The 18,937-nt window shown below is 68.7% G+C and carries 17 protein-coding genes; 7 read left to right on the top strand and 10 right to left on the bottom strand.

The annotated features are described in order from the left end of the window. Window positions 1-17: 17 nt before the first annotated feature. The 3 genes from LIN44_RS27430 to LIN44_RS27420 all read right to left on the bottom strand — a co-directional run bounded on the left by LIN44_RS27430 (window position 18) and on the right by LIN44_RS27420 (window position 2,600). Entirely contained in the window at window positions 18-920 is a 903-nt protein-coding gene (locus LIN44_RS27430) for a LysR substrate-binding domain-containing protein (protein ID WP_092310026.1), read from the bottom strand. Between the two features lie 66 nt (window positions 921-986). Further along, entirely contained in the window at window positions 987-1,583 is a 597-nt protein-coding gene (locus tag LIN44_RS27425) for an AraC family transcriptional regulator (protein WP_227315370.1), read from the bottom strand. 108 nt (window positions 1,584-1,691) lie between these two features. Continuing rightward, window positions 1,692-2,600 (bottom strand): LysR family transcriptional regulator, encoded by a 909-nt coding sequence (locus tag LIN44_RS27420; protein ID WP_227315369.1) that lies wholly within the window; start codon window positions 2,598-2,600, stop codon window positions 1,692-1,694. Between the two features lie 161 nt (window positions 2,601-2,761). Between LIN44_RS27420 and LIN44_RS27415 the strand changes: the two genes are divergently transcribed. Continuing rightward, complete coding sequence (locus LIN44_RS27415) at window positions 2,762-3,943, top strand: M20 aminoacylase family protein (RefSeq protein ID WP_227315368.1); 1,182 nt, start codon at window positions 2,762-2,764, stop codon at window positions 3,941-3,943. Between the two features lie 23 nt (window positions 3,944-3,966). Further along, window positions 3,967-4,977, top strand: coding sequence for a tripartite tricarboxylate transporter substrate binding protein (locus LIN44_RS27410; RefSeq protein WP_227315367.1), 1,011 nt, complete (start codon window positions 3,967-3,969; stop codon window positions 4,975-4,977). Window positions 4,978-5,020: 43 nt separating this feature from the next. On the opposite strand, the gene LIN44_RS27405 is transcribed toward LIN44_RS27410, so the two are convergent. Beyond that, window positions 5,021-6,523, bottom strand: coding sequence for a sorbosone dehydrogenase family protein (locus LIN44_RS27405; protein WP_227315366.1), 1,503 nt, complete (start codon window positions 6,521-6,523; stop codon window positions 5,021-5,023). A 136-nt stretch (window positions 6,524-6,659) separates the two neighbouring features. Here LIN44_RS27405 and LIN44_RS27400 point away from each other — a divergent pair, with 136 nt between their 5' ends. Beyond that, a complete protein-coding gene (locus LIN44_RS27400; protein WP_227315365.1) occupies window positions 6,660-7,307 on the top strand; it encodes a uracil-DNA glycosylase family protein in 648 nt (215 codons plus the stop codon). A 46-nt stretch (window positions 7,308-7,353) separates the two neighbouring features. On the opposite strand, the gene LIN44_RS27395 is transcribed toward LIN44_RS27400, so the two are convergent. The 3 genes from LIN44_RS27395 to LIN44_RS27385 are packed head-to-tail and all read right to left on the bottom strand — an operon-like array spanning window position 7,354 to window position 10,895. Next, window positions 7,354-8,346: a tripartite tricarboxylate transporter substrate-binding protein gene (locus tag LIN44_RS27395; protein WP_227315364.1), complete on the bottom strand. Its 993-nt coding sequence runs from the start codon at window positions 8,344-8,346 to the stop codon at window positions 7,354-7,356. A 33-nt stretch (window positions 8,347-8,379) separates the two neighbouring features. Further along, window positions 8,380-9,879 carry a M81 family metallopeptidase gene (locus tag LIN44_RS27390; RefSeq protein WP_227315363.1) on the bottom strand — a complete coding sequence of 500 codons (1,500 nt, stop codon included), beginning with the start codon at window positions 9,877-9,879 and terminating at the stop codon, window positions 8,380-8,382. Window positions 9,880-9,905: 26 nt separating this feature from the next. Continuing rightward, window positions 9,906-10,895 carry a tripartite tricarboxylate transporter substrate binding protein gene (locus tag LIN44_RS27385; protein WP_227315362.1) on the bottom strand — a complete coding sequence of 330 codons (990 nt, stop codon included), beginning with the start codon at window positions 10,893-10,895 and terminating at the stop codon, window positions 9,906-9,908. 167 nt (window positions 10,896-11,062) lie between these two features. Between LIN44_RS27385 and LIN44_RS27380 the strand changes: the two genes are divergently transcribed. Beyond that, complete coding sequence (locus tag LIN44_RS27380; RefSeq protein WP_227315361.1) at window positions 11,063-12,070, top strand: LysR family transcriptional regulator; 1,008 nt, start codon at window positions 11,063-11,065, stop codon at window positions 12,068-12,070. Between the two features lie 21 nt (window positions 12,071-12,091). Here the strand turns inward: LIN44_RS27380 and LIN44_RS27375 are convergent, their stop codons facing one another. Next, a complete protein-coding gene (locus LIN44_RS27375) occupies window positions 12,092-12,916 on the bottom strand; it encodes an IclR family transcriptional regulator (RefSeq protein WP_227315360.1) in 825 nt (274 codons plus the stop codon). Between the two features lie 132 nt (window positions 12,917-13,048). Between LIN44_RS27375 and LIN44_RS27370 the strand changes: the two genes are divergently transcribed. The 3 genes from LIN44_RS27370 (at window position 13,049) to LIN44_RS27360 (ending at window position 16,955) form a co-directional block, all read left to right on the top strand. Further along, window positions 13,049-14,704, top strand: a complete 1,656-nt coding sequence (locus LIN44_RS27370) for a GMC family oxidoreductase (RefSeq protein WP_227315359.1) — start codon at window positions 13,049-13,051, stop codon at window positions 14,702-14,704. A gap of 113 nt (window positions 14,705-14,817) precedes the next feature. Next, window positions 14,818-16,146, top strand: coding sequence for an MFS transporter (locus tag LIN44_RS27365; protein ID WP_227315358.1), 1,329 nt, complete (start codon window positions 14,818-14,820; stop codon window positions 16,144-16,146). 77 nt (window positions 16,147-16,223) lie between these two features. Further along, window positions 16,224-16,955: a GntR family transcriptional regulator gene (locus LIN44_RS27360; protein WP_227315357.1), complete on the top strand. Its 732-nt coding sequence runs from the start codon at window positions 16,224-16,226 to the stop codon at window positions 16,953-16,955. A 27-nt stretch (window positions 16,956-16,982) separates the two neighbouring features. On the opposite strand, the gene LIN44_RS27355 is transcribed toward LIN44_RS27360, so the two are convergent. Then, window positions 16,983-17,717, bottom strand: a complete 735-nt coding sequence (locus tag LIN44_RS27355; protein ID WP_227315356.1) for a BON domain-containing protein — start codon at window positions 17,715-17,717, stop codon at window positions 16,983-16,985. Window positions 17,718-17,883: 166 nt separating this feature from the next. Continuing rightward, window positions 17,884-18,552 (bottom strand): alpha/beta hydrolase, encoded by a 669-nt coding sequence (locus LIN44_RS27350; protein WP_227315355.1) that lies wholly within the window; start codon window positions 18,550-18,552, stop codon window positions 17,884-17,886. Between the last annotated feature and the right edge of the window lie 385 nt (window positions 18,553-18,937).

Here is an 18,937-nt window from a genome sequence, read left to right as displayed (position 1 = left end):
CGAGCGGCGGCGCTGCTTCAGTCCTGGCGCCCCTGCCCGTCTTCCACCAGCAGGTCCACCAGCTTGCGCGCGAACAGCGGCAAGGCGTCGAGGTCGGCCACGCAGATCTGCAACTGGCGCTCGGCCCATTCATCGTCGAGCTGGACGATGCGCAGCGACATGGCCCGCGCATGGCGGCGCGCGGTGGTCTCGGGCAACACGCCGACGCCGACGTTGGCCTCGATCATGCGGCAGGCGGTCTCGAAATTGCTGACCTGCACGCGCCAGCGCAGGCTGCGCTGCAGGTCCGCCGCGGCGCGCTTCAGGAAGTTGTGGATGGCGCTGTCTTCGGGCAGGCCGATGAAGTCGTAGTCGAGCGTATCGATGAAATCGACGCGGCCGCGCTCGGCCAGCGGATGGCTCAGCGCGGTGGCCAGCACCAGCCGGTCGCGCCGGTATGGCATGACCTCCAGCCCCTCGGTGCGCACGTTGCCGGCGATGATGCCGATGTCGACGATGCCCTCCTGCACCGCGCGCACGATGTCCGGGCTGAGCCGCTCGTGCATGTCGATGGTCACGTCCGGATGGCTGACCAGGTAGCTGCGCAGCACCGCCGGCAGGAACTCGCTCATGGCGGTGGTGTTGGCGAACACGCGCACATGCCCTTTGACGCCCGCCGCGTATTCCTGCAGGTCGCCGCTCAGCTGCTCCAGCTGGCGCAGCACGCGGCGCGCGTGGGCCAGCAGGGTCTCGCCCGCCCCGGTCACCTTCACGCCCTGGCTGCTGCGGCTCAGCAGCTTGACGCCGACGTGTTCCTCCAGGTTCTTGATGCGGGTGCTGGCCGCGGCCAGCGACAGGTGGGAACGCTGCGCACCGCCGGTCAGGCTCTGTGCCTCCGCGATATGCGTGAACAGTTTCAGGTCGACCAGATCAAAGCGCATGACATCATTCCCGGGCACAACGGCGGCTTAGCTCGCCGGATTATCTCGCAAACCGCGCCGCGCGCGTCACGCCACCGAGCGCTGCCGCGGCATCGCGTGCGCGCCGGCGAGCCGCCGCGCGGCTTCCAGCGAGACGCCGAAGCGATCATAGAATGCGCCGTCGACATCACCGTTGACCGGCCACCCGATGCGCCGCCGGGCCTCGGCGAGGGCCGCCTCGTCCGCCATCACATCGAACAGCAGCCGCATCAGCCGTTGCGTGCGGCACAGGTCGGTCAGCGCGGTGCCTTGGGCAAACAACGCGCGCCGCAGCTGCGCCGCGGACATGCCGAGCCGTTCCGCGATAAAGGCCGCATTCCAGGCGTACTGCGGCTGCAGAAACACGCGCTTGGCAATGCGATGGTGCAGGCATTCCGACGGTTGTGCCGGGGTCAGCCCCCGCATCTCGAGCGTGCATGCCGCCGGCTGGACGCTGCTGCCATCCAGGCGCAGCGCAAACGCTTCGAACGGGTCGATGACTGCATGCTGACCGGCCAGCAGCACCCGCTCGTAGCCGCGCCGTTTGACCACCACCCTGCCGCATTCGGCGCCGACCGACAGCGGAAACGCCGGCAACAGCTGCTGCAGGCTGGCGTGCATGGAAGACTGCAGATGGACGTGCATGGCGCATCGCGGGGCGGACAGGATCAGACTGCATGATCGCCGCATTCCGGGCTGGCCGCCTCTGCCATTCCCGAACGCTCCGTTCGCCGCCGCCGCATGCCGGTGGCTTCAGGCGGCGGGAAACGCCTTGACCAGGTGCCGCAGCAGGCCGTCCGCGACCGGCGACAGATGCCGGCCCGTGCGCGTCAGGATGTGGATGCGGCTGTTGTTCAAAATGGGATTGGCCAGCGGCAGCGATACCAGCTGGCGCAATTGCGGTTCCTTCAGCGGCACCGAACGCGCCGTCAGGATATAGCCCAGCCCCATCGCGGCGTATTCCCACAGCACCTTGAAGGAGTTGGTCACCAGCATCGGCTTGAGCGTGATGTGCTCGTCCAGCTCGGCCGCCTGCACATGCTTGCGCACGCCGAACGAACCGGCCAGGAACGCGCCCTGGTGCTGCGCCAGGTCCGCCAGCGTCAGCGCGCGGCGCCGCCGCGCCAGCGGATGATCCTTGTGCACATGCGCGCGGATCGGCGACAGCCGCGAATAGTGCGAGTGCAGCCGCGCATCGTCGGGCGGCTGGAACACGAAGCCGATATGGGCCAGGTCCTCCAGCAGCAGGCGGACGGTCTCGTCGGTGCCCGCCACCTGGATGCTGCAGGTGACGTCGGGATGCTTGCGCAGGAAGCCCTGCAGCACCGGTTCCAGCACCAGGTCGACAAAGCCTTCGCCGAACGACAGCTCGACATGGCCGCGCTGGGCGTTCTTCAGGTTGTTCACCTCGGCCACGAAGGTGTCGTTCAGGTCCTGCTGGCGCCGCGCAAACAGCGCCAGCAGGCGTCCCGCGTCGGTGGCCACCACGCCGCGCCCGCGCCGTTCCAGCAGCGCCAGGCCGGTGTCCTGCTCCAGCTTGGCTACGGCACGGCTGACCACCGACGGGTCCAGCTCCAGCACTTCGGCGGCGCCGCGCACGGAACCGGTTTCGATGATCTGCAGCAGGCACAGCGCCCGCTTGCGGTCCAGCACGTCTTCCATGGCTTGGTCTCCTGCGGCGGCGTCGCCACGGTGCCGTACCGGCCGCGCCGCGCAAATGGTTTATCGTTGCATTCTATACAACGCTTTGTCGCGATTGTTGTCATGGTTTCGGCGCACGGGTGCGGAGAGAATGCGGTGAACCACCACGTTCCCCTGCCCCCATGACCCACAACCTGCCCGCAGACCTGCAGCGATCCATCCAGGCCCTCGCACCCGAGTTCGTCGCGATCCGGCGCAAGATCCACGCGCATCCGGAGCTGGCCTTCGAAGAGCGCCAGACCAGCAACCTCGTCGCCGAGCAGCTGGCGGCGTGGGGCTACGCCGTGCATCGCGGCCTGGGCACCACCGGCGTGGTCGGCACGCTGCGCAAGGGCCACGGCAGCAAGGCGCTGGGCATCCGCGCCGACATGGACGCGCTGCCGATCCAGGAACAGACCGGCCTGGACTATGCCAGCACCATCGCGGGCAAGATGCATGCTTGCGGCCATGACGGGCATACCGCGATCCTGCTGTGTGCCGCGCGCTACCTGGCCGAGTCGGCTGATTTCAACGGCACGCTGAACCTGATCTTCCAGCCGGCCGAAGAAAACGAAGGCGGCGCGCTGCGCATGCTGGAGGACGGCCTGTTCGAGCGCTTTCCGTGCGACGAGGTGTACGCGCTGCACAACTCGCCGGGAATGCCGGTGGGTCAGATCGGCGTCATCGCCGGCCCCGCCATGGCCTCGTTCGACCGCGCCACGGTCACGCTGCGCGGGCGCGGCGCGCACGGCGCGATGCCGCACCACGGCATCGACGTGATGCAGGGCGCGGCCAGCATGGTGCTGGGGCTGCAATCCATCGTCAGCCGCGAGATCGACGCGCTCAAGTCAGCGGTCATCACCGTGGGGGCGCTGCAGGCCGGCAGCACCTACAACGTGGTGCCCGACACCGCCACCATCAAGATCGGCGTGCGCACGCTCGACCCGCGCGTGCGCACGCTGGTCGAAGAGCGCATCCAGTCCTTCGTCACGGCCCAGGCGCAGAGCTTCCGCCTGCAGGCCGAGGTGGTCTACGAGCGCAAGTATCCGGTGCTGGTCAACCACGCCGCGCAGACCGAATTCGCACGCCAGGCCGCGATCCGGCTGGTGGGCGCCGACCACGTGGTCGAGCGCCCGCCGGTGATGGGCAGCGAGGACTTCGCCTACCTGCTCGAGCATCGCCCCGGCGCCTATATCCGGCTGGGCAACGGCCTGGGCGAAGACGGCGGCTGCATGGTGCACAACCCGCTGTACGACTTCAACGACAAGGCCCTGCCGGTCGGCGCCGCATTCTGGGCGCACCTGGCGCAAAGCTATCTGGTCTAAAAAAATACTGAGGAGACAACCCCATGGCTACCCTGAACCGCCGCCGCTTCCTGCAACACGCCGGCCTTGCCGCCGGCGCTTCCGTGCTGTCCGGCCTGCCCGCCTTTGCGGCGGACGCCTTTCCCGCCAAGGCCCTGTCGCTGGTGGTGCCCTACCCCGCCGGCGGCGCCAGCGACGCGTCGGCGCGCATCTTCGGCGAATCGATCAGCAAGAGCGTGCGCCAGCAGGTGGTGGTGGAGAACTACGGCGGCGGCACCGGCGTGATCGGCGCCAACAAGGTGCTGGCCGCGCCGGCCGACGGCTACACCTTCTTCCATGGCTCGATCAACGAGGTGTTCCTGGCGCCGCTGCTGAACCCCGCGGCACGCTACAAGCCGCAGGACTTCCTGCTGGCCGCGCCGATCAGCGACGCCAACATCGTGCTGATGGTGCGCAACGGCATCGCCGCGGACAGCCTGGACAAGTTCATCGAGTTCGCTCGGCAGGGCAAGGGCAAGTCGCTGACCTACGCCACCGTCGGCATCGACTCGATCTATCACCTGATGGGCGATGCGCTGGCCGCGCGCCTGGGCGTGCCGTTCCTGCACGTGCCCTACAAGGGCGGCGCCCCGGCGCTGCAGGGCCTGGCCGGCGGCGAGGTCGACTTCGCCATCCTGCCCTACCAGTCCAGCTTCGACAGCATGCAGCAGCAGGGCCGGCTGAAGATCCTGACCAGCTTCTCGCGGGCCTTGCCGCCTGCGCTCAAGTCGGTCCCGCTGATTTCGCAGAGCAAGCTGGTGCCGGACTTCGAATACACCATCGGCGGCGGCTATTTCGTCAGGCAAGGCACGCCGGCAGAGCGCGTGGCGGTGCTGCGCAAGGCCATCGGCGAAGCCCTGGCCAAGCCGGAAATCCGCGCGAAGCTTGAAGCGGAGGGCCGCACCGTGCTGCAACCGATCGACAGCCAGGAACAGGCGAACCGGATGTTCGACCAGTACCTAGCGCGCGTGAACAAGCTGATCCAGGGCGTCGGCCGCAAGACCAACGCGGCCTGAGGCGGGGCGAAGTGCGGCCAAGTGCGGCGGCGGCCGCACCGGATCAAGGCGTGCCGCCCGACGCATCGATCCGGTAGACCCGCCCGCTGCTTGCGGACGTGCCCGGATCGGCCAGCACATAGAGCGCCTGCGCGCTATCTACGCCGAACGAGAACACGCTGCCCGGGACCGTGACGTTCCAGTCGACCGGTTCGCTCGCAACGCCATCGCGATACAGGAAGCTCTGCAGCTTGCCGGTGCAAAGATCGGAGTAGAAGTAGCGCCCCTGCAGCGCCGGGCTGGCACTGCCCCGGTACACATAGCCGCCGACGATGGCACAGCCGCCGGCCTCGTGGCCGTACTCGAACACGGGCATGGTCAGCCCGCTCTTGTCGCAGGTGGTGGCGCCCACGCACGCGGTCCCTTCGGTCAGGTTCCAGCCGTAATTCAGGCCTGCACTGGTCGACGGCGAGACATCGACTTCCTCGCGCTGCTCCTGGCCGACATCGGCGATATACAACGAGCCGGCGTCGAACGAGAACCGCCACGGATTGCGCAGCCCGAGCGCCCAGATCTCGCCGCGGCTGCCGGACTGGCCGACGAAGGGGTTGCCGGCCGGCACGCCATAGCCCGACGCGCCGCTGACATCGATGCGCAGCATCTTGCCGAGCAGCGTTGCCGCGTTCTGCGCGTTGCCCGCCGGATCGCCGCCACCGCCGCCGTCGCCCGTGCCGATATAAAGCATGCGGTCGGGGCCGAATGCGAGCTGGCCGCCGTTGTGGTTGGAGAAGTTGGGGTGCGGGACCGACAGCAGCACCGTACCCGAGGCATCGGCGAGATCCGGGTTCGTGGCCGAGACCTGGTAGCGGGCGATGGTGATGGCGCCGCCGGTGTCGGTGTAGTAGACGTAGAAGCGGCCATTGGCGGCATAGTCGGGATCGAACGCCATCGACAACAGTCCACGCTCGCCGTCGGTCGTGGTCAGCGCATTGATATCGAGAAACGGCGTGGCGAGCAGCGCGCCGTCGCGCACGATGCGGATACGGCCGGCACGCTCCACCACGAACAGGCGCGCATCGCCGGCGGGCGCGGTCAGGAAGATCGGCGCGGAGAATTCGCCGGGCACCTGCGTCAACGACAGCTGCATCGATTCCGGCGCACCGTAGGCCACGCTGGCTGTCGCCCCGGTGCCCGCGGTCACCGCGACCGCCTGCGACGGCGGCTGCGGCCTGCGCAACGCACTGCCCGTGAGCACGTCGCCAGCGGTGACGGTATAGCTGCCGGGTGCCAGGTTGGACAGCGTGGTCGACTGCACCACGGCCTGGCGAAACTGGCCCGGGCCCGTTACCGTGATGGCCGCCGCGGCGCCAGACGGCAGGCCCGAGATCGCGAGCGTCAGCGAGCCGTTGCCGCCGGCGCCACCACCGCCACCACCACCACCGCCGGCCTCGCCCACGCCACCGCTGTCGCCGCCACCGCCGCCTCCGCAGGCGGCAAGGCCCAGGCAGCAGGCGATGGCGAATCGGCCAAGCGCGTGGCGAAATGCGTGGCGAAGTGCGTCGGGCATGGCGGGCTCCTGTGACGGCCGGGGCACCGCCTGCCGGCGGCAGGGGCGCCTTGCCCCTGTAAAATACGCCATGCGCGCGGCCTCGGCCAACCATTGCAGATCCGCTCGAAAGCGCGCATTCCGGACAACCTGAGCGATGCCAGCCAAGCCGCCCCCGCCTGAAAAAACCCGCCGTCACCAACCCGCCGCGCTCGATGCCCTGCTGACCGAGGTCCGCGCCTGCCGCGCCTGCGCGCCGCATTTGCCGCTGGGCCCGCGCCCGGTGGTGCGCGCCGGTGCCGGCGCGCGCATCCTGGTGGTAGGCCAGGCGCCGGGAACGCGCGTGCACGAGACCGGCATCCCGTGGAACGATGCCAGCGGCGACCGGCTGCGGCAGTGGCTTGGCGTCGACGACGCCACCTTCTGCAATGCCGCGCAATTCGCCATCATCCCGATGGGCTTGTGCTACCCGGGCCGCGGCAAGAGTGGCGACAACCCGCCGCGCCCCGAATGCGCGCCGCTGTGGATGGACCGCCTGCTGGCGCAACTGCCGTCGATCGCGCTGACCCTGCTGGTCGGCCAGTACGCGCAGCGCCATTTCCTCGGCGCGCGCCGCAAGCCTACGCTGACCGAAACCGTCAGGGCATGGCGGGACTACGCGCCCGCCTTCATCCCGCTGCCGCACCCGTCGCCGCGCAACCAGCCGTGGTTCAAGCAGAATCCGTGGTTCGAGGGCGAGGTGCTGCCGATGCTGCGGGAGCGGGTTGGCCAGCTCTTGCGACAAGGGCCCGTGCGGCCGGGGTAGGCCGCAAGCGATACCTGGCCGCCCGTCACCGCCCGGCCGGCTGGCCTCAATCGCTGGCCGTGAAGCCCGAGGCCGCGACCACCGGGCCCCACTGCGTGCGCTGCGCCTGGATCAGCTTGCGCAGCGAATCCCCGGGCTTGCCGTTCATTTCCATGCCCAGCGCCGACATCTTGTCGCGCACCAAGGGGTCCTTGACGGCGTCGAGCAGCGCCTTCTCGAGCCTCGCCACCGCGGCCGGCGGCGTCGCTGCCGGCACAAAGGCCGAGTACCAGCCGGATGCTGCCTCGAAACCTGGCGCTCCCGCTTCCGCCAGCGTAGGCACATCAGGCAACAGCGCGGACCGGCGCGTCCCGGTGACGCCGAGGAAACGTATCCTGCCCGCCCGGTACAGTTCCATTTGCCCGGCCACCGCATCGATACCCAGCGGCAGCGTGCCGCCGACCTCATCGGCCAGCATCATGACGGCGCCGCGATAGGCAGTTGGCAGCAATGGGACGCCAATCGATTTACTGAGCGACAGCACCCCGAAATGGATACTGCCGCCGAGCGTGACCAGACCGACGCCGCCCTTGTCCGGGTTGCGCTTCACCCATGCCAGGTATTCCGGCATGGTCCGATAGGGCTGGTTGACGCTGGCAGATGCAACCAGCGGCACGTCGGCCAGGTAGGCGACCGGAACCAGGTCCTTGTCGGGGTCATAGGGCAGGCGCTTGTAGGTCAGCGGAAAGATGGTGAACGGCGGCGCGGGCGAGATCAGCACCGTCTTGCCGTCCGGCGGCGCGCGCTTGACCTGCTCCAGCGCCAGTCGCGCCGATGCGCCGGGGCGGTTCTCGACCAGCACCGGCGTGTCGAGCGAAACACGCAGCTTCTCAGCAAGCGTGCGCGCGAAGATGTCCAGTGCGCCACCGGCCGCGAAGCCGACGACGATGCGCACGGGGGCATCGCCGCTGGCGGGGGCAGCCATGGCTGGCACGGCACTGACACCCAGGGCCAATGCCAGCGCTGCGGCCAGCCGTTGCAAGGGATTTGGAACTAGCATGCGGGTCACTCCGGTTGACGGCGGCGGATGCGTTCAGGCGGCATCGAGCTCAGTGTGCGCTTCCAGCGGATAGATGGGGCGGCGCAGGTTGCGGAACGGAAACTGGCTGTAGTCAGAGCTGCAGACACCGGGGCCGGCCACCAGCACGATTTCGCTGGCGATTGGTTCGAATCCGGCGCGGAAATGCTGGCGCGACTTGATCAGGATGTACTTGCGGCGCGACAGGTCGATGCCCGCGTGCGTGAACACGCCGGTATCGAAGGGCTCCTGCGGCTTTTCGCAGATCACCACCAACGTGCCTGCGACATCCAGCACCACGGTGCGGCCCAGGCTCAGCTTCATGCCCGTGAACATCGGACCGGTGACCTGGTAGTTCCCGTCGGTAATGCACTGCACCCGGCCGGTCAGCCGCAGCGGGCGGCCCTTCAGGTCCAGCGCCGGCATGTCGGTCTTGCCGCCCACCTCCAGCGTGACGGACTGCCCGACGCCGGCGGCAATCAACTCCGCCACGGCGCCCGGATCCCAGAACGGCCCGGCGACCACGCCTTCGAGCCGCTGGCGCATGACTTCGCCCAGCACCGTCATTTCATCCGTCGGCCCACCGGCACCGCAGTTGTCGCCATGGTCCACCAGCACCACCGGGCCCTGCGTGAGCGACTTGGCGCGCGCAATGGACTCCGCCATCGGTTCGATCGGGAAGACGAAATCGGCCCGGCGCTGCCACGCCATGCCGCAGAGCTCGTCGAGCAGGCGCCGCCCTGCTTCGATCCTGGCGCCCTCGGCCACGATCACCACGGCCAGGCCCGTATGCGGAATATCGGCAAGCGGAAAGCCACCGAAGACCGAGGCGTTGAGCACCTCGCCATCGCGCTCGGCCGCCATGGCACGCTCCATGATGTCCTTCATGGGTTGCGCGCTCGGAGTCTGGCGCAGCATGTGGGTCAGCATCGGCAGCGTGCGCCACAGCAAGACCGGACGGGCCTCGCCTCGCAGCGCCGCCATCAGGGTACGGGCGGCGCGTGCGCCGGTCTCGTACACGTCCACGTGGGGATAGGTGCAGTAGCCGGCGATCACGGTCGCATTGTCGACCAGTGCAGCGCTGAAGTTGGCGTGGAAGTCCAGGGATACCGCGATCGGCGTCTCCGGCGCGACGGCACGGATGCGAGCCAGCAGTTCGCCCTCGGCATCCGGATAACCCTCGGCCACCATGGCGCCGTGCAGATCCAGCATCACCGCATCGCAGCCGGCGCGTACCGCCTCGACGATGGTGGCCGCCATCGACTCAAAGGCTTCGGCGGTGACCATGCCGCTGGGCACTGCGTTCGCCATCAATGGCATCACGAAGTCGTCGCCCTGGCGCCGTGCGATATCGATGAAGGCGGCCGCGGCGCTGTTGGTGCCCTGGCAGGCACGTATCGCGTCATCGCCGTAAAGCGGGCCGTCGGTGCTGCCGCGGTTGAACGCGCTCAGGGGCGTGGTAATCGGCGAAAAGGTATTGGTTTCATGCCGCATCAGGGCAATGACAAAGCGCATGGACGGGCTCCGACAGCGTCAAGGGTTCAGTTGGATTCGAGATCGACCGCGCGCGCAATGGCGCCATAGCGGATCGTTTCGCCTTGCAGGAAGCGGCGCGCCTGCTCGGGAGTGGAAAGGACCGGCTCGTAGGCCAGCGTCTGCAGCCGTGCGGCAAAGTCCGCTTCCTGCACGCTGGCCTTCACTTCCTTGTAGAGCCGGTCGATGACCGGGGCCGGCGTACCCGCCTTGACCACCAGCGCCAGGTTGCCGCGTACCTGCAGTGCATCGGCGCCACCCGCTTTCTGCGTTGCAAGGGCCGGAAACTGCGTGATGGGCTCGGCCTGCAGCGCGGCCAGCGGCCTGGCCTTGCCATCCTGGACGTAGTTGACCGAAGAGCCGATCACATCGACATGGGCATCGGTCTGGCCGCCGATCAGATCCGCCATGGCCGGCGGCGAGCCGCGGTACGGCACGATGGTGAAGTCCAGGCCATTGCGGCGCTTCCAGTCGGCCAGGCCGAGGTGCGCGGCCCCCGCGACGACGTTGATGCTGATCGACACCTTGCCGGGATTGCGCTGGATATGCGTTTTCAGCTCATTCAGGGTCATCTCCTTGCGGTCGGCACGCGTGATGATCCAGTGCGGCACGGTGCTGACGATGGTCACCGGTGTCAGGTCGGTATCGGGGCGATAGCGCAGGCCCTTGATCGTGTGCGGATTGATGCTGAGCGTGCCGTCGCTGGCGAGCAGCAGGGTATTGCCGTCGGCCTTCTCCTTGAGCACCGACGACACACCCGGCACGGTCGCGCCGCCGGCGATGTTCTCCACCACCACCGGTTGCCCCAGCCGCTGTTCCAGCTTGCGCGCAAGCGTCCGGCCGATGATGTCGTAGGAGCCGCCCGCGGGGAACGGCACGACCAGGCGCAGCGGGCGGTCGGGCCACGCGGGAGCGGCACCGGCGCAAGTGGCCGTCAGCAAGGCGGCGCCGGCAAGCATGCCGCGCATGATCGAGCGCAAATGGCTCACTGCTTCCATGGGTCTCCTCCTGAGGTCTGATTGCCTCGTGATGGCCTGGAATAAATCAGGCGATGCGCCGACTATATGGGATCCGTTTCGACACAAAAAGCGAATAAAAATCGCTGTTTGTTGAGCAAATGGTTAACTTGTAGAATGAGCCGCCCCGCCCGCCGATCACCGCCCCCATGCCCGCCGAAACCTTCGCCCATACCCTGCTTGGCCGCCTCAAGCTGCGGCATCTGCGCATCATGCTCGCGCTGAGCGAGATGCAGACCGCCGCCGCCGTCGCCGCGCGCTTCCACGTCAGCCCCGCTGCGGTGTCCAAGACACTGGCCGAAATCGAAGACATCGTGGGCATGCCGCTGTTCGAGCGCAGCCGCCGCGGCCTGCGGCTGACCGAGCCCGGCAGGGAGATGGCGGCTCACGCCGCGGTCTTGCTGGCGCAGCTCGAACGGCTTGCCGAATCGCTGGAGGCGGTGCGCGCCGGCAGCCAGGGGGAGTTGCGCATCGCGTTCCGGACGATGTCGGTGCAGCCCTTCCTGGCGCGCGCGATGAGCGATTTCTACCGAGATCATCCGCGCGTGGAGATCAGCGTGATCGAAGGCGGCATCGGCGAGCTGGCGGATCAACTTGTGGGTGGCTCGCTGGACCTGCTGTTCGCCTATGACGATCCGCGCCTGTCGCTACCCGCGCTGCGCGCGGCGCCGGTGGTGCCGGCACAGAAGGTGGTGATCGTCGCCAGCCTGGACCATCCGCTGCTCGCGCGCCGCAAGCTGACGGCGCGTGAACTGTCCGGGCAGCAATGGTGCATTCCGGTGGCGGGCTCGCGCATGCTGCACTTGCTGCATGCGGCATTCCATACGTTGGGCGCGCCGGCGCCCTCGCTCGGCATCCGCACCAGCGATGTGGCCGCCACGGCCAGTCTGTTGCAGGCGGGTCATTTCCTGGCGGTGTTTCCCGAGCGCATCGCCGCGCAACTCACCCTGGCCAAGGTGGGCAAAGCGCTTCGCTTCGAACTCGGCAGCCGCGTGGAGCCGGTCGTCGCCGTGTGGAACGACGAACTCACGCCGCGCACGCCGGCTCGGCTGTTTCGCGAACTCGTCATGCGCCGGGCCGGCGAGACTGTCATGGCCGAGCCGGTGCCGTTGCTGGCCGCGCGCGCGGTGGCGGCGGCTGGCGTCCGCAAGCGCTGAGCGGGAAGTCTTGCGCCCGGCTCACTGCCCGCACAGCACCGCCGCCATCTCCTTCGCCGCACCCTGCAGCGTAGGCACCGCCCGCTGCAACGCTTCCAGCGAGGCCCGCGCCGTCGGCGCATGGCAGGCGATTGCGGCCACCACGCGGCCCGGGCCGGCGCCGTCCGGTTCGCGCACCGGCACCGCCACCGCGCACATGCCGCGCACGAATTCCTCGTGATCGACGCCAATGCCGCGCGCGGCGAGGCGGTCGAGTTCGGCGTTCAGTCCGGGCAGGTCGGACAGCGTGCGCGGCGTGTGCGCGGCGAGGTCCAGGCGCCGCAGTGTCTGCTGGCGTTCCACCCGGTTCATCGCTGACAGGAACAGCTTGCCGCTGGCGGTGCAGTGCAGCGGCACATGGATGCCGGGGGACAGCTGCAGCCGCAGCGGCTCGTGCGTTTCGACGCGCTCGACGTAGAGCACGCGGTCGCCGTCGAGCGCGGTCAGGTTGCAGGTTTCGCCCAGCCGCGCCACCAGCCGGGCCAGGATGCCGCGGCATTCGCGCAGCAGCGGCGGGCTGCGCAGCGTCTGCAGCGACAACGCCGCCGCGGCGGGCCCGGGCACATAGCCGCGCTCGGCCGGCATCCGCACCACGAAGCCGCTGCGCTCCATCGCCGCCAGCAGGCGCATCAGCGTCGCCTTCGGCACATGCAGGCGCTGCGACAGCTGGGACAGCGTCTGCGGCTGCTGCGCCCGGGCCAGGCTGGACAGCACCGCCAGCACGCGCAAGCTGCGGGCATCCTCTTCCGGCACCCCGTCTTCTGCTGCAGTGCGATTCTGAAACGGCATTGTCATGTTCTGTTTCACAACCGGCGTCTCCTCGCGATTGGGCTTTCCATTCCGGCCTTGAAAAATAAAATCCGGAACAGAACGTTTCAAATTATAAATCCATGCCGAAGGGCCGCGCGCCCCGCAGGCCAAAAACAGGAGACAGCGACGATGTCGCAAACCGTTGACTACATCGTGGTGGGCGCGGGCTCGGCCGGGTGCGTGCTGGCCAACCGGCTCAGCGAAGACGGCCGCCATTCGGTCTGCCTGCTCGAGGCGGGCCCGCCCGACCGCTACCCGTGGATCCATATCCCGATCGGCTACGGCAAGACCATGTTCCACAAGCAGGTGAACTGGGGCTTCTATACCGATCCCGATCCCAACATGCTGAACCGCCGCATCTACTGGCCGCGCGGGCGCACGCTGGGCGGCAGCAGCGCCATCAACGGCCTGATCTACGTGCGCGGCCAGCGCGAGGACTACGACCACTGGGCGGCGCTGGGCAATCCTGGCTGGGGCTGGGACGACTGCCTGCCCTACTTCCGCAAGCTCGAGAACAACGACCTCGGCGCCGGCCCGACGCGCGGCACCGACGGCCCGCTCAATGCCACCTCGATCGACCGGCGCCATGCGCTGGTCGATGCCTTCATCGCCGCCGGCCAGGCGCTGGGCCTGCCGCGCCGGACCGACTTCAACGGCGGCGACCAGGAAGGCGTGGGCTACTACCAGCTGACCACGCGCAACGGCTGGCGCTGCTCCACCGCGGTGGCCTACCTGCGCCCGGCGCGCGGGCGCGCCAACCTGCGCGTGGAGACTGACGCGCATACCACCGGCATCCTGTTCGAAGGCAAGCGCGCCGTGGGGGTGCGCTACACCCAGCACGGCCAGCCCTATATCCTGCGGGCGCGGCGCGAGGTGATCCTGTGTGCCGGCGCGCTGCAGTCGCCGCAGCTGCTGCAGCTGTCCGGCATCGGCCCGGCACCGCTGCTGCAGGAGCTGGGCGTGCCGGTGGTGCAGGCGCTGCCGGGCGTCGGCGAAAACCTGCAGGACCACCTGCAGATCCGGCTGATCTACGAGGTGGCCCGGCCCATTACCACCAACGACCAGCTGCGCACGCTGGCCGGCAAGGCGCGCATGGGCCTGGAATGGCTGCTGCTGCGCAAGGGCCCGCTGGCGATCGGCATCAACCAGGGCGCGATGTTCTGCCGCGCCCTGCCGCACGAGAGCGCGACGCCGGACACGCAGTTCCATTTCTCGACGCTGTCGGCCGACATGGCCGGCGGCATGGTGCACCCGTTCTCGGGCTGCACCTATTCCGTGTGCCAGCTGCGCCCGGAGTCGCGCGGCACCGTGCGCATCCGCTCGACCGACCCGTTCGAGCCGCCGTCGATGCAGCCCAACTACCTGTCGGCCGAGCTGGACCGGCGCTGCACGGTCGCGGCGGTGCGCTACGCGCGGCGCGTGGCGCAGACCGAACCGATGCGCGGGCTGATGAAGCGCGAGTTCCGGCCCGGCGACGCGGTGCGCAGCGACGACGAGATCCTGCACTTCTGCCGCGAGTACGGCGCCACCATCTTCCATCCGTCGGGTACCGCAAAGATGGGCCCCGCCGCCGATCCGCTCGCGGTGGTCGATGCGCGCCTGCGCGTGCACGGTATCGGCGGGCTGCGCGTGGTCGACTGCTCGGTGATGCCCACGCTGGTCTCGGGCAACACCAACGTGCCGGTGGTAATGATGGCCGAGCGCGCGGCGGACCTGATCCGCGAAGACGCGCGGCGCGAGATCCACCACGCCGATGTCGTCGCGCCGATGGCCGTCGCAGCCTGAAGCGGCAAACCGGCGGGCCCGGGCATCGAAAACCACCAGGCCAGGCCCCGCAGCGCATCGGCGTCCATAACCATCCTTCCAGAGGACGCCGCCCACCACCAGAGGAGACAAGCATGACTAGCCCCAACGAACAGGCGATCCGCAAGGTCGCGCTGGCGTCCGTGATCGGCGCCACCATCGAGTGGTATGACTTCTTCCTGTACGGCGTGGTCGCCGGCCTGGTCTTCAACAAGCTGTACTTCCCCGGCGATGACCCGCTGGTGGCCACCATGCTGGCCTACACCACCTTCGCGGTGGGCTTTGTCACACGTCCGCTCGGCGGCGTGATCTTCGGGCACTTCGGCGACAAGGTCGGCCGCAAGAGCATGCTGGTGATGACGCTGATGATCATGGGCGTGTCCACCTTCCTGATCGGCCTGGTGCCGACCTATGACAGCATCGGCATCCTGGCGCCGCTGCTGTTGCTGCTGCTGCGCGTGCTGCAGGGCATCGGCCTGGGCGGCGAATGGGGCGGCGCGGTGCTGATGGCGTACGAGTACGCGCCGCCGCACCGCAAGGGCTTCTACGCGTCGCTGCCGCAGATCGGGCTGGCGATCGGGCTGTGCCTGGCCTCGGGCGTGGTCGCGCTGCTGTCGCTGACGCTGACCGATGCGCAGTTCCTGGCGTGGGGCTGGCGCGTGGCGTTCCTGATCTCGGCGGCGATGGTGTTCGTAGGCATGTATATCCGGCTCAACGTGAAGGAAACGCCGGAATTCGCCGTGATCAAGCAGCGCAATGCGGAAACCCGGATTCCCTTTGTCGACATGATGCGGCGCTACCCAGGCAATATCGTCAAGGGCATGGGCGCGCGCTATATCGACGGCGTCTTCTTCAACATCTTCGGCGTGTTCTCGATCACCTACCTGACCCAGACCGTCAACATCAGCCGCACCCAGGCGCTGGTCGGGGTGATGGCGGCGGCGATCGCGATGTGCTTCTTCATCCCGTTCTTCGGCCACCTGTCCGACCGCATCGGCCGCACGCGGGTGTATTTCTGGGGTTCGCTGATCACCGCGCTGTCGGCCTTCCCCGCGTTCTGGCTGATGCTGAACAGCGGCGGCAACACCATGCTGCTGTGGCTGGCCATCGTGGTGCCGTTCGGCATTCTCTACGCCGCGGTGTACGGGCCGGAAGCGGCGCTGTTCTGCGAGCTGTTCGATGCCAGGGTGCGCTACACCGGGATCTCGTTCGTCTACCAGTTCTCGGGCATCTTCGCTTCCGGCATCACGCCCATCATCGCCACCGCGCTGCTCAAGTCCGGCGGCGGGCAACCGTGGCAGATCTGCGCCTACGTGGCCTTCGCGGGACTGGTCTCGGCGCTGTCGGTGGCGTTGATCGGGCGGCGCGCGGAGGCCGCGGCGCAGCGCGAAAGCGGCGTGCCGCTGCGCCGCCCGGCGCGCTGAGCGCAACGGTCGCGGCCAGCGTTGCGGCAGGCCGGCAATGTCTTAGAATGGCACCACGCTAATGACAGGGACATTGCATGCAAGCTTCGGACGGCACCGGCGGCACCGGCACTCCCGCCGCCCCGCTCCTGCCCAAGGTGGTGCGCCAGCGGCTGCACGACACCGTGGTCGACCACCTGCGCAACTTCATCGTCGAAGGGGTGCTGGCGCCGGGCATGAAGCTGAACGAGCGCGAACTGTGCGAAACGCTGGGGATCTCGCGCACGCCGCTGCGCGAGGCGCTCAAGGTGCTTGCCGCCGAGGGGCTGATCGAGATCTCGCCCAACCGCGGCGCCAGCGTCTCGCGCATGAGCGAGGCCGAGGCGTGGGAGGCGTTCGAGCTGATGAGCGGCCTGGAGGCCTTCGCCGGCGAGCTGGCGTGCGAACGCATCACCGCGCCGGAACTGGCCGAGATCAAGGCGCTGCATTACGCCATGCTGGCCTGCCATGCGCGCAATGACCTGCCCGGCTACTACAGCCGCAACCAGGAAATCCACGACCGCATCGCCGCGGCGGCGCGCAACCAGACCCTGCTGCAGACCTACCTGACGCTGAACCGGCGGCTCAAGGCGATGCGCTTCCGCTCCAACCACCAGACCGACAAGTGGGAGCGCGCGGTGCACGACCACGAAGAGATGATCCGCGCGCTGGAAGCCCGCGACGGCAAGCGCCTGGCGTCGATCCTGCGCCAGCACCTGCTGGAGAAGCGCGCCGCGGTGATGCAGATCCACCCGGATCCGGCCAGCGCGCCGGCCGTGCCTAATGCCTGATGCCTGACGCCTGACGCCGTCGCGCTGTCAGCGCCGCGTCGCCAGGATGCGGTAGCCGCGGCTGCAATGCTCCTGCGCCGCGGCGCGGGCTTCATCCGGATCGTCGAACAAGCCGGCCTGGCTGATTCCCGGCACCAGCACGGCCTCGCCGGACTCCGCGCCCAGGAAGCGCCCGTCGCGCGACTGAACGATATACAGCACGTCCGAGCCAACCTCCCCCACCGGCTGGCGCCGGCCGGCCGACTGGCCCAGGCGCCGGTGTCCGGGCATGCTGCCGCCCGCGGCGCCGGGCTCGCGCTGCCCGTCGTCCGCACCGCCCGCGCGGCGCGCCACCTGCAGGTTGTTGCGCACCTCGTTCACGCCCAGCACGTCTTCGGCCAGCTCTTCAATGCGGTACTTGATGCCGCGGTCGGCCACGGTGCCGGTCAGCGTGACGATGCCCGAGCCGACATCGACGGTCACATCCGAGACGTCGTCGTCGGCATGCGCCAGCCGTTCGCACAGATCGTCGCGGATGCGCGCGTCGGTACGCTGGTAGTTCTTGGGCAGCCGGCGCGACGCGGTCCGTGCCGGGATGCCGGGACGGTACTGCTGTTCCGGGCCCTCGCCGTCTTCCGCGCCATAGCGCGCCTGGCCGTAGCCAAAGCCGGCGCCGCCCGGATTGCCGCTGCGCCAGTGGTGTGCCTGGCGGGTATCGCCGGGCTCGCCATAGCCCCGGTTGCGCCACGTTTCCCTGATTTCTGACGGTGGATAGTCTTTCATGGATTGCCTCCGATCCGGACGCGTGTCGTGCGCCGTGTCTGCTATCGGTAGCATCATCCATGCCTCGCGCCGGCTCGGCGCGGATCGCAGCGGCTGGCGACGGCCGGGCCCGCGGTCAGCGCATGGCCCGGCGCAGTCCGCGCAACGGCGGCAAAGATCGAAGTTTTTACATGGTGGCGGCCTGCACGGGCCGATCCAGATAGCCGCCGACGATGCGCACCAGCAGCGGCAGCTTGCCGGTGAAGAAGTGATCCGCGCCCGGCACCACCACCACCGGCAGCGCCTGCGGCCGGGCCCAGTCGAACAAGGCCGCCAGTTCCGCGCGCTCGTCGCGCTCGCCATGGACCACCAGGCAATCGGCCGGCACCGCCGGTGTGTCATAGCTGCGATGGCCTTTCACCACGCCATAGGGGGTGCCGGCCAGCACCAGGTGGCGGATCGGCACGGACTGCGCCGCCAGCGCCGCGGCCACATGGGTCATGACGAAGGCGCCGAAGGAAAAGCCGGCCAGCGCCAGCGGCAGGCCCGGATGCGCTTCGCGCAGGTGGGCGACGACTGCCAGCATGTCCTGCGCCTCGCCGCGGCCCTGGTCATGGGCGCCGCCCGAACCCTCCACGCCGCGGAAATTCGGCCGCACCGTCAGGTAGCCGCGCGCCGCCAGCGCCTTGGCCAGCTGGTGCGGCACCTTGTGCGTGGCCGAGCCGCCCAGCAACGGATGCGGGTGGCCCACCACGGCAATGCCGAGCGGATCGCCCTTGGGTCGGTCGACCAGCATTTCAATCGCCCCGGCGTCGCCGTCGAGCCGGGTCTTTTCGGTGCCTGACGCAAGCGCCATGCGTTCTCCAGAAGATGTTGAGTGACTGAGGCAATGCGGGCCGCGCATGTCCGGAAGCCCGTGATCTTACTGCGATGACGGCGCGCATGCCGACGGCGGCCGCGCCGGCGCCGCGGGCAGGGATGCGTATCAATTTGTCACGGTGTGCCCGATCCGCCGCAGCATCCGGCGGTGTGGCGGATGCGCTTTTCTATAATTTCGCGGATCGCGGCTGGGCCGGTTGCACCGGTCCCGTCATCAGCGGCCAGCTGCCGGTGCCCTCGCGTGGGCGCATCGGGCCTGGCCGAACCACCGAGAGGACCGCCAGCGAGCGGCGATCCCCTTGCCTGTTCATTGCCGGTGTCCCGGCCGTTCCCGCATCCGATCGCCGCGCTGCACCTCTGCT

This window comes from Cupriavidus sp. MP-37, from assembly GCF_020618415.1.
Lineage (GTDB): Bacteria > Pseudomonadota > Gammaproteobacteria > Burkholderiales > Burkholderiaceae > Cupriavidus.
This window is presented reverse-complemented; position numbering and strand designations above follow the sequence as displayed.

Coding starts and splice junctions, on each gene's coding strand:
- LIN44_RS27430 (WP_092310026.1), bottom strand. CDS start 920: ATGCGCTTTGATCTGGTCGACCTGAAACTGTTCACGCATATCGCGGAG.
- LIN44_RS27425 (WP_227315370.1), bottom strand. CDS start 1,583: ATGCACGTCCATCTGCAGTCTTCCATGCACGCCAGCCTGCAGCAGCTG.
- LIN44_RS27420 (WP_227315369.1), bottom strand. CDS start 2,600: ATGGAAGACGTGCTGGACCGCAAGCGGGCGCTGTGCCTGCTGCAGATC.
- LIN44_RS27415 (WP_227315368.1), top strand. CDS start 2,762: ATGACCCACAACCTGCCCGCAGACCTGCAGCGATCCATCCAGGCCCTC.
- LIN44_RS27410 (WP_227315367.1), top strand. CDS start 3,967: ATGGCTACCCTGAACCGCCGCCGCTTCCTGCAACACGCCGGCCTTGCC.
- LIN44_RS27405 (WP_227315366.1), bottom strand. CDS start 6,523: ATGCCCGACGCACTTCGCCACGCATTTCGCCACGCGCTTGGCCGATTC.
- LIN44_RS27400 (WP_227315365.1), top strand. CDS start 6,660: ATGCCAGCCAAGCCGCCCCCGCCTGAAAAAACCCGCCGTCACCAACCC.
- LIN44_RS27395 (WP_227315364.1), bottom strand. CDS start 8,346: ATGCTAGTTCCAAATCCCTTGCAACGGCTGGCCGCAGCGCTGGCATTG.
- LIN44_RS27390 (WP_227315363.1), bottom strand. CDS start 9,879: ATGCGCTTTGTCATTGCCCTGATGCGGCATGAAACCAATACCTTTTCG.
- LIN44_RS27385 (WP_227315362.1), bottom strand. CDS start 10,895: ATGGAAGCAGTGAGCCATTTGCGCTCGATCATGCGCGGCATGCTTGCC.
- LIN44_RS27380 (WP_227315361.1), top strand. CDS start 11,063: ATGCCCGCCGAAACCTTCGCCCATACCCTGCTTGGCCGCCTCAAGCTG.
- LIN44_RS27370 (WP_227315359.1), top strand. CDS start 13,049: ATGTCGCAAACCGTTGACTACATCGTGGTGGGCGCGGGCTCGGCCGGG.
- LIN44_RS27365 (WP_227315358.1), top strand. CDS start 14,818: ATGACTAGCCCCAACGAACAGGCGATCCGCAAGGTCGCGCTGGCGTCC.
- LIN44_RS27360 (WP_227315357.1), top strand. CDS start 16,224: ATGCAAGCTTCGGACGGCACCGGCGGCACCGGCACTCCCGCCGCCCCG.
- LIN44_RS27355 (WP_227315356.1), bottom strand. CDS start 17,717: ATGAAAGACTATCCACCGTCAGAAATCAGGGAAACGTGGCGCAACCGG.
- LIN44_RS27350 (WP_227315355.1), bottom strand. CDS start 18,552: ATGGCGCTTGCGTCAGGCACCGAAAAGACCCGGCTCGACGGCGACGCC.